10 protein-coding genes are annotated in these 12,770 nt (G+C 67.1%); 4 read left to right on the top strand and 6 right to left on the bottom strand.

Going from position 1 to position 12,770, the window contains the following annotated elements; all coding sequences use genetic code 11:
• Positions 1-100 precede the first annotated feature (100 nt).
• The 3 genes from N5C91_RS11655 (at position 101) to N5C91_RS11665 (ending at position 3,961) form a co-directional block, all read left to right on the top strand.
• Positions 101-1,132, top strand: a complete 1,032-nt coding sequence (locus N5C91_RS11655) for a proline racemase family protein (RefSeq protein WP_054906833.1) — start codon at positions 101-103, stop codon at positions 1,130-1,132.
• Positions 1,133-1,238: 106 nt separating this feature from the next.
• The gene (locus N5C91_RS11660; protein ID WP_236200521.1) at positions 1,239-2,156 is read left to right on the top strand and encodes a dihydrodipicolinate synthase family protein; all 918 of its coding nucleotides are present in this window, start codon (positions 1,239-1,241) and stop codon (positions 2,154-2,156) included.
• A gap of 227 nt (positions 2,157-2,383) precedes the next feature.
• Entirely contained in the window at positions 2,384-3,961 is a 1,578-nt protein-coding gene (locus N5C91_RS11665; RefSeq protein WP_279829751.1) for an aldehyde dehydrogenase (NADP(+)), read from the top strand.
• Between the two features lie 677 nt (positions 3,962-4,638).
• On the opposite strand, the gene N5C91_RS11670 is transcribed toward N5C91_RS11665, so the two are convergent.
• A complete protein-coding gene (locus N5C91_RS11670) occupies positions 4,639-5,643 on the bottom strand; it encodes an Ldh family oxidoreductase (RefSeq protein ID WP_236200523.1) in 1,005 nt (334 codons plus the stop codon).
• Between the two features lie 245 nt (positions 5,644-5,888).
• On the opposite strand from N5C91_RS11670, the gene dxs reads away from it, so the two are divergent.
• On the top strand, positions 5,889-7,790 hold the full coding sequence (gene dxs / locus N5C91_RS11675; RefSeq protein WP_236200524.1) for a 1-deoxy-D-xylulose-5-phosphate synthase: 1,902 nt from the start codon (positions 5,889-5,891) through the stop codon (positions 7,788-7,790).
• A gap of 40 nt (positions 7,791-7,830) precedes the next feature.
• Here the strand turns inward: dxs and N5C91_RS11680 are convergent, their stop codons facing one another.
• The 5 genes from N5C91_RS11680 to N5C91_RS11700 form a co-directional block, all read right to left on the bottom strand.
• Positions 7,831-9,015 (bottom strand): acetate kinase, encoded by a 1,185-nt coding sequence (locus tag N5C91_RS11680; protein WP_279829755.1) that lies wholly within the window; start codon positions 9,013-9,015, stop codon positions 7,831-7,833.
• An 86-nt stretch (positions 9,016-9,101) separates the two neighbouring features.
• Complete coding sequence (gene eutR / locus N5C91_RS11685) at positions 9,102-10,160, bottom strand: HTH-type transcriptional regulator EutR (RefSeq protein ID WP_279829757.1); 1,059 nt, start codon at positions 10,158-10,160, stop codon at positions 9,102-9,104.
• A gap of 134 nt (positions 10,161-10,294) precedes the next feature.
• Entirely contained in the window at positions 10,295-10,843 is a 549-nt protein-coding gene (locus N5C91_RS11690; RefSeq protein WP_236172513.1) for a BMC domain-containing protein, read from the bottom strand.
• Positions 10,822-12,213 carry a 4Fe-4S dicluster domain-containing protein gene (locus tag N5C91_RS11695; protein ID WP_279829760.1) on the bottom strand — a complete coding sequence of 464 codons (1,392 nt, stop codon included), beginning with the start codon at positions 12,211-12,213 and terminating at the stop codon, positions 10,822-10,824. Before N5C91_RS11695 ends, N5C91_RS11690 begins: the two co-directional genes overlap by 22 nt.
• Positions 12,210-12,761, bottom strand: coding sequence for a BMC domain-containing protein (locus N5C91_RS11700; protein WP_236172511.1), 552 nt, complete (start codon positions 12,759-12,761; stop codon positions 12,210-12,212). The genes N5C91_RS11695 and N5C91_RS11700 overlap by 4 nt, the downstream gene beginning before the upstream one ends.
• Positions 12,762-12,770 lie beyond the last annotated feature (9 nt).

Here is a 12,770-nt window from a genome sequence, read left to right on the forward strand (position 1 = left end):
GGATGAAACCACAGCATCAGCCGGCACGGCCTGCCCCCTCTCCCTCTGGGAGAGGGCTGGGGTGAGGGAGGCCGGGCTCCACAACGTAGGGAGAAAGACAATGCGTTCGAGCAAGATCATCCACGTCGTCAGTTGCCACGCCGAAGGCGAGGTCGGCGACGTCATCGTCGGCGGCGTCGCCCCGCCGCCGGGCGACACCGTGTGGGCGCAGTCGCGCTTCATCGCCAGCGACAACACCCTGCGCAACTTCGTCCTCAACGAACCGCGCGGCGGCGTATTCCGCCACGTGAACCTGCTGGTGCCGCCGAAGGACCCGCGCGCGCAGATGGCCTGGATCATCATGGAGCCGGCCGACGTGCCGCCGATGTCCGGCTCCAACTCGCTGTGCGTCAGCACCGTGCTGCTCGACAGCGGCATCCTGCCGATGCAGGAGCCGCAGACGCGCCTGACCCTGGAAGCGCCGGGCGGGCTGATCGAAGCGGTGGCCGACTGCAAGGACGGCAAGGTGCAGCGCGTGGAAGTGCGCAACCTGCCCTCCTTTGCCGACAAGCTCGACGCCTGGATCGAAGTGGAAGGCCTGGGCTCGCTGCAGGTGGATACCGCTTACGGCGGTGACAGCTTCGTGCTGGCCGACGCCCACGCACTGGGCTTCACCCTGCACGCCTCGGAGGCCGCCGACCTGGTCGCCACCGGCTTGAAGATCACCCAGGCGGCGAACCAGCAACTGGGCTTCAAGCACCCGGAAAACCACGACTGGGCGCACATCTCCTTCTGCCAGCTGACCGCGCCGGTGGAGCGCATCGACGGCGTGCTGCACGGCCGCAACGCCGTGGTCATCCGCCCCGGCAAGATCGACCGCTCGCCTTGCGGCACCGGCTGCTCGGCGCGCATGGCGGTGCTGCATGCCAAGGGCCAGCTGAAGGACGGCGAGCGCTTCGTCGGCCACTCGATCATCGATTCCCAGTTCCACTGTCGCATCGACGGCCTCACCAGCGTCGGCGGCAAACCGGCGATCCACCCGTGCATCTCTGGCCGCGCCTGGATCACCGGCACCCACCAGCACCTGCTCGACCCGAGCGATCCCTGGCCCGAAGGCTACCGGCTCTCGGACACCTGGCCCAACGGTTACTGATTTCCCCTTTCACCCCTGATTCGCCGCGTAGCGGCACCCGACGACGAAATGCTGCGGGATTTCCTTCAGACGTTTCGTATACGAAATACGACAATTGGAGAAAAACATGAGCAAGAAGGTCAATTGGAGTGGCGTGTTCCCCGCGGTGACCACTCAGTTCAACGACGATTACTCGGTCAATCTGGAAGCCACCCACAAGGTGATCTCCAACCTGGTGCGCGACGGCGTCTCAGGCCTGGTGGTGTGCGGCAGCGTGGGCGAGAACACCTCGCTGTCCATCGAGGAAAAAATGGCCGTCACCGAAGTCGCCAAGGACGCCTCCGGCGGCCGCGTGCCGGTGATCTGCGGCATCGCCGAGTTCACCAGCCACGGCGCCTCGCAGGTGGCCAAGGCGGTGCAGAAGGTCGGCGTCGACGGCATCATGGTGATGCCCGCGCTGGTCTATTCCTCCAAACCACATGAAACCGCCGCGCACTTCCGCAGTGTGGCCACCAGCACCGACCTGCCGGTGATGGTCTACAACAACCCGCCGATCTACAAGAACGACGTCACCCCGGACATCCTCATCTCCCTGGCCGACTGCGAGAACATCGTCTGCTTCAAGGACAGTTCCGGCGACACCCGTCGCTTCATCGACGTGCGCAATCAAGTGGGCAACCGCTTCATCCTCTTCGCCGGTCTCGACGACGTGGTGCTGGAGAGCATCGCCGTGGGCGCCGAAGGCTGGATCTCGGGGATGTCCAACGTCTTCCCGCAGGAAGGCGAGACCATCTTCCGCCTGTGCAAGGCCGGCCGTTACGAAGAGGCCATGCCGATCTACGAATGGCTGATGCCGATCCTCCACCTCGACGCACGCCCGGACCTGGTGCAATGCATCAAGCTCTGCGAAGAGATCGCCGGCCGCGGCACCGCCCTCACCCGCCCGCCGCGCCTGGCGCTGCAAGGCGCGGATCGCGAGCACGTGGAGACGATCATGGCCAAGGCGCTGGCGAACCGGCCGAAGCTGCCTGACGTCGGACTCTGAGTGGCGATTGAACCACCCTCACCCTAACCCTCTCCCAAGGGGAGAGGGGACCGTACGTGCCGGCTCGAACCCTGGTGCTCGCCGGTACGGTCGCGGTTTCCGAGCACTGTATGGCCGGCCGACTCCAGCGTCTCCGGTCGCTCGGTCTGGCCCCTCTCCCTCCGGGAGAGGGCTGGGGTGAGGGGTTTTCGTTCCTCGCCTGCACTTTTCCACCGGAGAGCCCACCCATGACCGCCCAGAACTTCATCGCCGGCCAGCGCGTAGGCGCCGGCACCACCCGCCTGCAGAGCCTCGACGCCAGCACTGGCGAAGCCCTGCCGCGCGAATTCCTCCAGGCCACCGAAGCCGAAGTCGACGCCGCCGCCCGCGCCGCCGAAGCCGCCTTCCCTGTCTATAACGCGCTGTCGCCGGAACGCCGCGCGCAGTTCCTCGACGCCATCGCCAGCGAACTGGAAGCCCTCGGCGACGAGTTCATCGCCATCGTTTGCCGCGAAACGGCCCTGCCCGCCGCACGCATCCAGGGTGAGCGTGGCCGCACGGCGAACCAGATGCGCCTGTTCGCCAAGGTGCTGCGCCGTGGCGACTTCCTCGGCGCGCGCATCGACCGCGCACTGCCCGAACGCCAGCCGCTGCCCCGCCCGGACCTGCGCCAGTACCGCACCGGCGTCGGCCCGGTAGCCGTGTTCGGCGCCAGCAACTTCCCGCTGGCCTTCTCCACCGCCGGTGGCGACACCGCCGCCGCGCTGGCCGCTGGCTGCCCGGTCGTGGTGAAAGCCCACAGCGGCCACATGGCGACCGCCGAACTCGTCGGCGAAGCCATCGTCCGCGCCGCCGAATCCACCGGCATGCCCGCTGGCGTGTTCAACATGATCTATGGCGCCGGCGTGGGCGAGCCGCTGGTCAGGCACCCGGCGATCCAGGCGGTCGGTTTCACCGGCTCGCTCAAGGGCGGTCGCGCACTGTGCGACCTGGCTGCCGCGCGCCCGCAGCCGATCCCGGTGTTCGCCGAGATGAGCAGCATCAATCCGGTGCTGGTGCTGCCCGCCGCCCTGCAAGCGCGCGGCGAGAAGGTCGCCCGCGAGCTGGTGGACTCCGTCGTGATGGGTTGCGGCCAGTTCTGCACCAACCCCGGCCTGGTGATCGGTATCGCTTCGCCGGCCTTCAGCCTGTTCACCGCCAACCTGATCGCCGAGATCGGCCAGCGCCCGGCGCAGACCATGCTCAACGCCGGCACCCTGCGAAGCTACGAGAAGGGCATCGCCAAACTGCTCACCCATCCCGGCCTGCGCCACCTCGCCGGGCATCCGCAGGAGGGCCGGCAGGCGTTCCCGCAACTGTTCCAGGCCAAGGCCAGCCTGCTGCTGGAAGGTGAGGAACTGCTGCAGGAAGAAGTCTTCGGCCCGACCACCATCGTCGTCGAAGTGGCTGACGAAGCCGAGCTGCGCCGCGCGCTGGACGGCCTGCACGGCCAGCTCACCGCCACGCTGATCGCCGAAGCGAGCGACCTCACACACTTCGCCGCCCTGGTGCCGGTGCTGGAGCGCAAGGCCGGGCGCCTGCTGATCAACGGCTACCCGACCGGCGTGGAAGTCTGCGACGCGATGGTTCACGGCGGGCCCTACCCGGCGACCTCCGATGCACGCGGCACATCCGTCGGCAGCCTGGCCATCGACCGCTTCCTGCGCCCGGTGTGCTACCAGAACTACCCGGACGCGCTGCTGCCCGACGCCCTCAAGGACGCCAACCCGCTGGGCATCGCCCGGCTGGTGGACGGCGAAACGACGCGGGATTCGGTTTCCCGCTGAAGGTTCGTCGGCGCGGGAGTGAACTGTCGGCCAGTCCCGCGCCGATGCTCAGCCCCGGCCTTGCGCCGGGGCTTTTTTATGCGGTGTTTTTCGTAGGAGCGAGCTTGCTCGCGAACCGACATCTGCAGAGGAACTTGGGTTCGCGAGCAAGAACCAGGCGTCCCCCTCGCTCCTACAGGGCGGCCACAGCAATCCCGCCTTACGTAGGGCGAATAACGCGTCAGCGTTATCCGCCGCCGAACCTGCGGCGGATAACCTGTTCCAGGTTATTCGCCCTACGTGATGAGCCCCGCTGCGGAAGTCGATTCGCGAGCAAGAACCAGGCGCCCCCTCGCTCCTACAGGGCCGCCATAGCAATCCCGCCTTACGTAGGGCGCATAACGCGCCAGCGTTATCCGCCGACCAGCCAAGGGCGAATAACCTGTTCCAGGTTATTCGCCCTACGTGATGAACCCCGCCGCGGAAGTCGGTTCGCGAGCAAGAACCAGGCGTCCCCCTCGCTCCTACAGGGCCGCCATGGCAATCCCGCCTTACGTAGGGCGAATAACGCGTTAGCGTTATCCGCCGCCGAACCTGCGGCGAATAATCTGTTCCAGGTTATTCGCCCTACGTGATGAGCCCCGCCGCGGAGGTCGGTTCGCGAGCTGGAACCAGGCGTCCCCCTCGTTCCTACAGACTTACGCCAGCAGCGCGCGCAGATCGGCATACAGCGAATCGCTGATCTCCACGCCCTCTTTCAGGCTGCGCTCACGTGCCGTGAAACGCCGCTGGGACGGCAGGCGCGCGCCCATGTCGAGGATGGATTCGAACAGCGTCTCGGCCCGCGCCAGGTGTTGCGGCGCTTCGGCACCGAGGAAGCGCGCCGGGTCGATGGCGATCAGCAGTTCGCCGTGGTACGGCGAGGATTTCGTTCCTTCGTCGAATACCGTCGACTCGGCGCTGGTCAGGTCGCCGATCAGCGGGCCGGCGATCAGTTCGACCATGGTCGCCAGCGCCGAGCCCTTGTGCCCGCCAAAGGTGAGCATGGCGCCGTCGAGCACGGCGCTTGCGTCAGTGCTGGGGTTGCCCTGCGCATCGATCCCCCAGCCCAGCGGAATCGCCTTGCCTTCGCGCTCGTGCAGCTGGATTTCCCCGCGCGCCACGACCGTGGTGGCAAAGTCGAACACATAGGGGTTCTGCCCGACACGCGGCCAGCCAAAGGCAATGGGGTTGGTACCGAACAGCGGCCGCGTGCCGCCCGCCGGCGCCACGTAGGCCTGGGCCGGAGTGACGGCCAGGGCCACCAGGCCATGGGCGACGATCCGCTCGATCTCCACCCACAACGCCGAAAAGTGCACACAATGGTTGACCGCCAGCGCGGCAATGCCCTGGCTGCGCGCCTTTTCCACCAGTGTCGGCAGGCCCAGGTCGAAGGCGCACTGCGAGAAGCCGCCCTTGGCGTCCACCCGCACCAGCGCCGGAGCCGGTTCCGACAGCTCTGGCACGGCATCCAGCGAGACCTTGCCGGCGCGCGCCGTATGGATGCAACCGAGCAGGCGCCAGACACCGTGGGAGGTGCAGCCATCGCGCTCGCCGGCCAGCACCGTCTCGCTCACGCCCTGCACGTGGGGCTCGCTGAAACCGTGGCGACGCAGGATCGCCTCGGACAATTCGCGCAGTTCTTCCAGGCTCAGTCGGGTCACGCCATCCTCCTCGATTGCTACAAAAGGCTGCGGCAATCCGCCGCCGGTCGATCATCGTGCCTACAGTGGCGCCTGGCGCCGGGGCTGGCTTGCCTGCAATCGGCAGGGGCGACGACGATTTCGGCACAGCCTGGCGACCAGATCCCGACCATCCGGTCGTCCGAAGGATTGGCCCTACGTTGCTTGGGCCAATCCGGAGCATCAGGTAAACTTCCGCATCTTTGCCTTTCATAACGATCAGCCTGATGCCCACGACGTTCCACGAGATTCCCCGCGAGCGCCCTGCCACGCCCCTGCTCGACCGCGCCAGCACGCCGGTCGAACTGCGTCGGCTCGGGGAAGCGGAGCTGCTGACCCTCGCTGACGAACTGCGCCAGTACCTCCTGTACAGCGTTGGCCAGACCGGCGGCCACTTCGGCGCCGGGCTCGGCGTGATCGAGCTGACGGTCGCCCTGCATTACGTCTTCGACACCCCGGATGACCGTCTGGTGTGGGATGTAGGCCACCAGGCCTACCCGCACAAGATCCTCACCGGGCGCCGCGAGCGCATGGGCAGCCTGCGCCAAAAGGACGGCCTGGCCGCCTTCCCGCGCCGCTCGGAAAGCGAATACGACACCTTTGGCGTCGGCCACTCCAGCACCTCCATCAGCGCCGCCTTAGGCATGGCCATCGCCGCGCGCATGCAGGGCTCGGGCCGCAAGTCAGTGGCGGTGATCGGTGACGGCGCGCTGACCGCCGGCATGGCCTTCGAGGCACTCAACCACGCGTCGGAGGTCAAGGCCGACATGCTGGTGATCCTCAACGACAACGACATGTCGATCTCCAACAACGTCGGCGGCCTGTCCAACTACCTGGCCAAGATCCTTTCCAGCCGTACCTACAGCAGCATGCGCGAAGGCAGCAAGAAGGTGCTCTCGCGCCTGCCCGGCGCCTGGGAAATCGCCCGCCGCACCGAGGAATACGCCAAGGGCATGCTGGTCCCCGGCACGCTCTTCGAGGAACTGGGCTGGAACTACATCGGCCCCATTGATGGCCACGACCTGCCGACCCTGATCGCCACCCTGCGCAACATGCGCGACCTCAAGGGCCCGCAGTTCCTCCACGTGGTGACCAAGAAGGGCAAGGGCTTCGGTCCCGCCGAGATCGACCCGATCGGCTACCACGCCATCACCAAGCTGGAACCCGAAGGCGCCCCCGCCCACGCCGTGCCGAAAAAGGCTGGCGGACCGAAGTACTCCAGCGTGTTCGGCCAATGGCTGTGCGACATGGCTGCCCAGGACCCGCGCCTGGTCGGCATTACCCCGGCGATGAAGGAAGGCTCCGACCTGGTGGCCTTCGCCGACAAGTTCCCGGAGCGCTACTTCGACGTCGCCATCGCCGAGCAGCACGCCGTGACCCTGGCGGCCGGCATGGCCTGCGACGGCGCCAAGCCGGTGGTGGCGATCTACTCCACCTTCCTGCAGCGCGGCTACGACCAGCTGATCCACGACGTCGCGGTGCAGAACCTCGACGTGCTGTTCGCCATCGACCGCGCCGGCCTGGTGGGCGAAGACGGCCCGACCCACGCCGGCAGCTTCGATCTCTCCTACCTGCGCTGCATCCCCGGCATGCTGGTGATGACCCCCAGCGACGAGAACGAACTGCGCAAGCTGCTCACCACCGGCCATCACTTCGAAGGCCCGGCGGCGGTGCGCTACCCGCGCGGCACCGGCCCCAACGCCGCCATCGAAGCCGAACTGGCTCCGGTGGAAATCGGCAAGGGTGTGGTGCGCCGTGAAGGCAAGGCCGGCAAGGTCGCCTTCCTGGTGTTCGGCGTGCAGCTGGCAGAAGCGCTGAAAGTCGCCGAGCAGTTCGACGCCACGGTCGCCGACATGCGCTTCGTCAAGCCGCTGGACGAGCAACTGGTGCGCCAGCTGGCGGCCAGCCACGACCTGCTGGTGACCATCGAGGAAAACTCGGTGATGGGTGGCGCCGGCGCCGCCGTCAGCGAGTTCCTCGCTCGCGAGAACCTGCTGCAGCCGATCCTGCACCTGGGCCTGCCGGACTACTACGTCGAGCACGCCAAGCCCGCGCAGATGCTGGCCGAATGCGGCCTGGACGAGGCCGGCATCCGGCTGGCGGTCGAGCAGCGCCTGAACCTGCTGTAAGCCAGCGCCAACAAGCGGCGCTGGCCGCGCCTGATGCTCCTCAGCCGAGGAGCATCAGCGTATCCATGGCGATCATTTCCTCCTCGGCAGTCGGAATCACCAGTACGCGGTGGCTGCCTGCCGCGTGGATGCAGTGCCCGCCGTCCGTGCCGCGCACCTCGTTGGCCTGTTCGTCGAGGACGAAGCCCAGCGCACGCAGGTGTGCCACGGTGCGCGAGCGCACCAGCGCGGAGTTTTCACCGATACCGCCGGTAAAGATCAAGCCGTCGACACGGGGCATGGCGCAGCTCATTGCCGCCAGCGATTTGGCCAGGCGGTAGCAGAACACTTCGATGGCCAGCGTCGCGCCTTCATGCCCGTCGGCACGGGCCTGCTCCAGAGTACGCATGTCGTTGGACAATCCGGACAGGCCAAGCAGGCCGCTTTCATGGTTGAGCAGGCGCTCGACCCGTTCGATCGACCAGCCCAGCGTACGCATCAGGTGGATGTGCAGATTGGGATCGACGTCGCCGCTACGGGTGCCCATCGCCAGCCCCTCCAGGGGCGTCATGCCCATGCTGGTATCGCGGCTGTAGCCATCGACGATGGCGCAGGTGGAGCTGCCGTTGCCCAGGTGCGCCGAGAGCCAGCAACTGTCATCGATGGGCAGTCCGCAGAGCATCGCGGCACGCTGGCTGACGCAGCGATGGCTGGTGCCGTGGAATCCGTAGCGGCGCACGCCATGCTCGCTATACAGCGCATCCGGCACGGCGTAGCGATAGGCGTGCGCAGGCAATGTCTGGTGGAAAGCAGTATCGAACACGGCGACCTGGGGCAGCGCCGGGAACAACTCCAGTACCGCCTCGATACCCGCCAGCGCGCCGGGGTTGTGCAGCGGTGCAAGATCGATGGTGGCGCGGATGGTGTCCACCACCGCGCCATCGATCCGGCAGGCGCGGGTGAAATGCTCGCCACCATGCACGACGCGGTGGCCGACGCCGTGCAGCTCCCCTCCTGCCGCCAGCCGCGCCAGCGGCAGCAGTCGCTCCAGGGCCTGGGCATGCCCGGCGTTGGGGATTGCCAGGCACTCTTCGCTGGCCTTTTCGCGTACCCGCAAGACCGCTTCGGGAGAGCCAAGGCGCTCGGCGATCCCCGAGACGCTGAACTGGCTGCGACCCTCCGCGACCAGCGCGAACTTGATGGAAGAGCTGCCACAGTTGATGACAAGGATATTTCGCGTGGACATCGGTGGTTCCTGGATTAAAGGTGCCCCATCACGCCTGCGGGGCAGGCGCGAGTCGGGCAGAGAGGTGGAAGAGGGAAAACCAGTGGCTACCAGGCGCCGCAGAGCCGATCACGCTCGGCAAGGGTGTGCGAGGGCCGGGTACCGAAATGCATCAGGTAATCGCGGGCGAACTGGCCCATGTGCCAGAAGCCCCAGGCCATGGCAGCGTCCTGCACCGTGTGGAACGACGAGTACGGGCTGCCCAGTTCGCGGTGCACGGCGTTCAGGCGCACCGCCTTGAGGTAGGCGATCGGGCTCCTGCCGATCACGTCCAGGAAGCAGTTCTGCAATGTGCGCTGGCTGACATGCAGGCGCTGGCAGAGGTCGAGCACGGTTACCGATTCACTGGGGTTGTCGAGCACGTACTCGCGTGCCCGGGAAACGACCTGCCGCTTGCGCAGCAGGGTCGCCGAGCACTCCTGGCGAACCACTTCGGCGCCCTGCAACGCCAGCAGCAGGCCCAGCAGCAGTTCGTGACTGAGCTGCTTGCCAACCGCCGGCGCCGCCATGCTCGCCGGCGCGGCCGCGGCGACCCGCAGTGCCTCGTCGACGAACGCGCACAGGCGTTGCTTGAGTGCAGGGTCAATGTGCAGCAGGGTGTTGTCGTCCAGCCGGCTCGCCAGGTTCGGCAGCCCCTGGAATTCCGCCTGTTCCTGCAACAGTTGCTTGTCCACCACCAGGCCGAGAATGCTGTAGTCGTCCGGAGTGCTCAGCTCGAACTCACGGCCGCCGGGGCGCACCGCGATGGACTGGGTGTCGATCTGCCGCCGGCCGATATAGCCGAGGGCCTGAGTGGCGCAGGGAATACCGAACCAGAAGGCATCCGGCCAGACCATGCAGGACTGGTGCAGTGCGTGACTGGTGTATTCGCGGAAGAACTGCAGGCCTTTCAGCCAGACTTCGTTCAGTTCGCCCTGGAAGGTTCCGGGCTTGAGCTGGTCATACAGTTGCTGCCAGGCCGTGATGTGGCAGGCATGCGCATAGACATCCTCGGTGCGGCGCAACCTGACGCTGTCGCTGCGGCCCAGGGGGGCCTCGGAGGATTCGCCGGCCTGTCGCGCCAGCCAGAGGTGGTGCAGATCGATATCGCGCTTCTTGTTACACATGCTTGCCTTGCCACGCCCCCACACGGGGCAACAACGAAATCAGGCGTCGAAACGCCAACTTCTCATGCAAGGCACAACGTCTCGGACTCACGGGGGGCGACTCTGCGGCCGCCTGACCAGCCTGGGATCTGGCGCTAAAGCAGGTGCTGCCACAGATCAATGTGAGGTCTCGGCACCGTCATGCTGTGAACCAGCAGGCCCTTTTCCCCAGCGCTCTGCGAGGCGACCCGCACAGCTGTCTCCACATCGGCGACATCCCCGGTCAGCACCAGGTAGCACTTGCCGCCAATGCCGAAGGCCATGTGCACCCGCACCAGCACCACATTGGCCGCCTTGACGGCCGCATCGGCGGCCTCGATGCAGGCCGCCACACTGAAGGTTTCCACCACGCCCAGCGCCTGCGTGCGCTCGACCTGGGTGACGCCGCTGATCGCCGGCAGCACCGACTCGTGGATGTTCGGCAGGACGAAGCGGTCGACCAACATGTGGCCACCCGCTTCCTCGCCGGTCGCCACGGCCTGTTGCACCGCGGCGATCTGCCCGCCGACCATGGCGATGTACTTGCCGGGGCAGATGGTCTTGGCCGAGAGCAATTGCACATCGGCGCTCTTGAGCATCAGGTCGGCAACCTGGACGCCGCGGGCAATGCTGGTCAGTTCGATCAAGCCGATGGCGTGGTGCATGGCGGCACTCCTTTGAGACTCGGTTCGGTGGCATGGGCAACCAGGCGTATGACGTCGGCGCCGACTTCGGCCACCCGTCCGTCGATGCTGGCGTGCAGCGGGACGCCCAGTTGGCCGTCGGGCAGCGTGGCGATGCATTCGCCCAGGCGTACCTGCTGCCCGGCCACGACGCAGGGCTGCGCGGCGGCGCCGATGTGCTGGCGCAGAGGCAGGCTGACTTCACGCGGGGCATGGACGGCAGTGCGCATGGGCGCCTTGTGATTGAACGGTTTCAGTTCCAGCCGCGAGATCAACCGGCTGACCGGCAACAAGCGGTATTCGGCCATGGGGTCGGCATCGCGCAACGTGCCTTCGTAGCGAGCACCTTCGGCGCGCAGGCGCGCCTTGAGCGCCTGGTTCAGGCGCATCGGCGAGATTTCTACCGGGCAGGCATAAGCCTCGCAGATGCCGCACTCCGAACAGGTCAGTGCCGAGAGCAGCACGCTGGGCTGGGCCAGGTGCTGGTAGTTGGTCGCGCGCACGATCAGGTGCGGCGGCAGTTCATGGCCGATCAGGTGCCGCGGGCACAACTCGGTGCACAGGGTGCATTGCTCGCAGACGCTGCGCGCCATGCTCAGGACGGTGCTCATGCTCTGCCGTCGACGGCGCACCAGCAGGTGATCGTCGGGCAGTACGAGCAGGCCACCGGTGGTCTTGGTGACCGGCTCGTCCAGGTCATCCACCAGGCGCCCCATCATCGGCCCGCCATTGATGTAGGCCGGGTTGGCCACGCTCGGCCCGCCCGCCAGCGCCAGGGCTTCGCGCAGCGGCGTGCCCAGCGGCAGGCTGACAGTCAGTGGTTCGCCAACCGCGCCATTCACCGTCAGCGTGCGGTGGGTTACCGGTTGCTCCAGCTCCACCGCGCGCGCGACGTTGATCAGGGTCTGCACGTTGCTCACCACCACGCCGATGGACAGCGGCAGTTGTGCGGGCGGTACGCGCCTGCCAGTGGCCAGCCAGATGGTGATGACCTCATCGCCGGCCGGGTAGATGTCCGGCAGGATGTGCAGGCGCACGCGCTCGGGGAGCAAGGGGGTCAGACGATCGATGGCGGCCTGGTACTTCGCCTTGAGCGCGATGATGCCCTGCGCGGCACCCGTGGCAGCCATGCCATAGAGCAAGCCCTTGAGCAGCCACTCGGCCTGCTCGTCGGCCATCTGCTGGTCGACCTTGAGCAGTGGCTCGCATTCGGCGCCGTTGACCAGGTAGATCTCGGCTTCGGCGTTGAGCTTGACGTGGGTCGGGAAGCCGGCGCCGCCGGCCCCTACCACGCCCGCCTCGAATACCCGGCGGCGGATCTCCTCGCGCCCCGGGCTGCGGATGTCGATCATGCGCTGGCGCCCCCCGCTCGCCGGTAACGGCTACCGCGCTTGCGCAGGCGCCCCTCGTCACACAGGCGATCCAGCCAGGCGCGCGCGGTCTCCACCGGTACGTCGAAGGCCGCCGATACTTCACTGGCGCTGCAGCCCTGGCGGTTGCGCGCGAGCAACGCCAGCAGCGCCTCGACCGGCACATCGACAGTCGGCAACGAAGGGCGCTCAGCTACCGGCGACACCGCCTCGGCGACGGCCATCGGCGCACGCGGCGCTTTCGGCGGCTCCGGCGCCAGCAGGCGAGTCACCAGCTCGGCGGTGTCGTCTTCCGGCCGGCCAATCTCCTTGCGGCTGACCAGCGCCCCCGCCCGCAGTGCCACTGCCGCGCCGGCATCCAGCGCGGCCCGGCAGGCGGCGAGATCCCCCTCCACCACCAGGCTGACCAACGCCGGATTGGTGATGGTCTGGCGCAGCAGCCGTACCGAGGCCGACTTGAGCATGGCATCGGCGGCTTCGATGCCGATGACCAGCCCCCGGACCTCCAGTAAACCGATGGCATTGAGCATGAGCTTTAC

This window comes from Pseudomonas sp. GD03903 (genome assembly GCF_029840045.1).
In the GTDB taxonomy this organism is placed as follows: domain Bacteria; phylum Pseudomonadota; class Gammaproteobacteria; order Pseudomonadales; family Pseudomonadaceae; genus Pseudomonas; species Pseudomonas pseudonitroreducens.

Bases quoted from the DNA above. Each gene is read 5' to 3' on its own strand.
- N5C91_RS11655 (WP_054906833.1), top strand. From the start codon at position 101: ATGCGTTCGAGCAAGATCATCCACGTCGTCAGTTGCCACGCCGAAGGC.
- N5C91_RS11660 (WP_236200521.1), top strand. From the start codon at position 1,239: ATGAGCAAGAAGGTCAATTGGAGTGGCGTGTTCCCCGCGGTGACCACT.
- N5C91_RS11665 (WP_279829751.1), top strand. From the start codon at position 2,384: ATGACCGCCCAGAACTTCATCGCCGGCCAGCGCGTAGGCGCCGGCACC.
- dxs (WP_236200524.1), top strand. From the start codon at position 5,889: ATGCCCACGACGTTCCACGAGATTCCCCGCGAGCGCCCTGCCACGCCC.
- N5C91_RS11680 (WP_279829755.1), bottom strand. From the start codon at position 9,015: ATGTCCACGCGAAATATCCTTGTCATCAACTGTGGCAGCTCTTCCATC.
- eutR (WP_279829757.1), bottom strand. From the start codon at position 10,160: ATGTGTAACAAGAAGCGCGATATCGATCTGCACCACCTCTGGCTGGCG.
- N5C91_RS11690 (WP_236172513.1), bottom strand. From the start codon at position 10,843: ATGCACCACGCCATCGGCTTGATCGAACTGACCAGCATTGCCCGCGGC.
- N5C91_RS11695 (WP_279829760.1), bottom strand. From the start codon at position 12,213: ATGATCGACATCCGCAGCCCGGGGCGCGAGGAGATCCGCCGCCGGGTA.
- N5C91_RS11700 (WP_236172511.1), bottom strand. From the start codon at position 12,761: ATGCTCAATGCCATCGGTTTACTGGAGGTCCGGGGGCTGGTCATCGGC.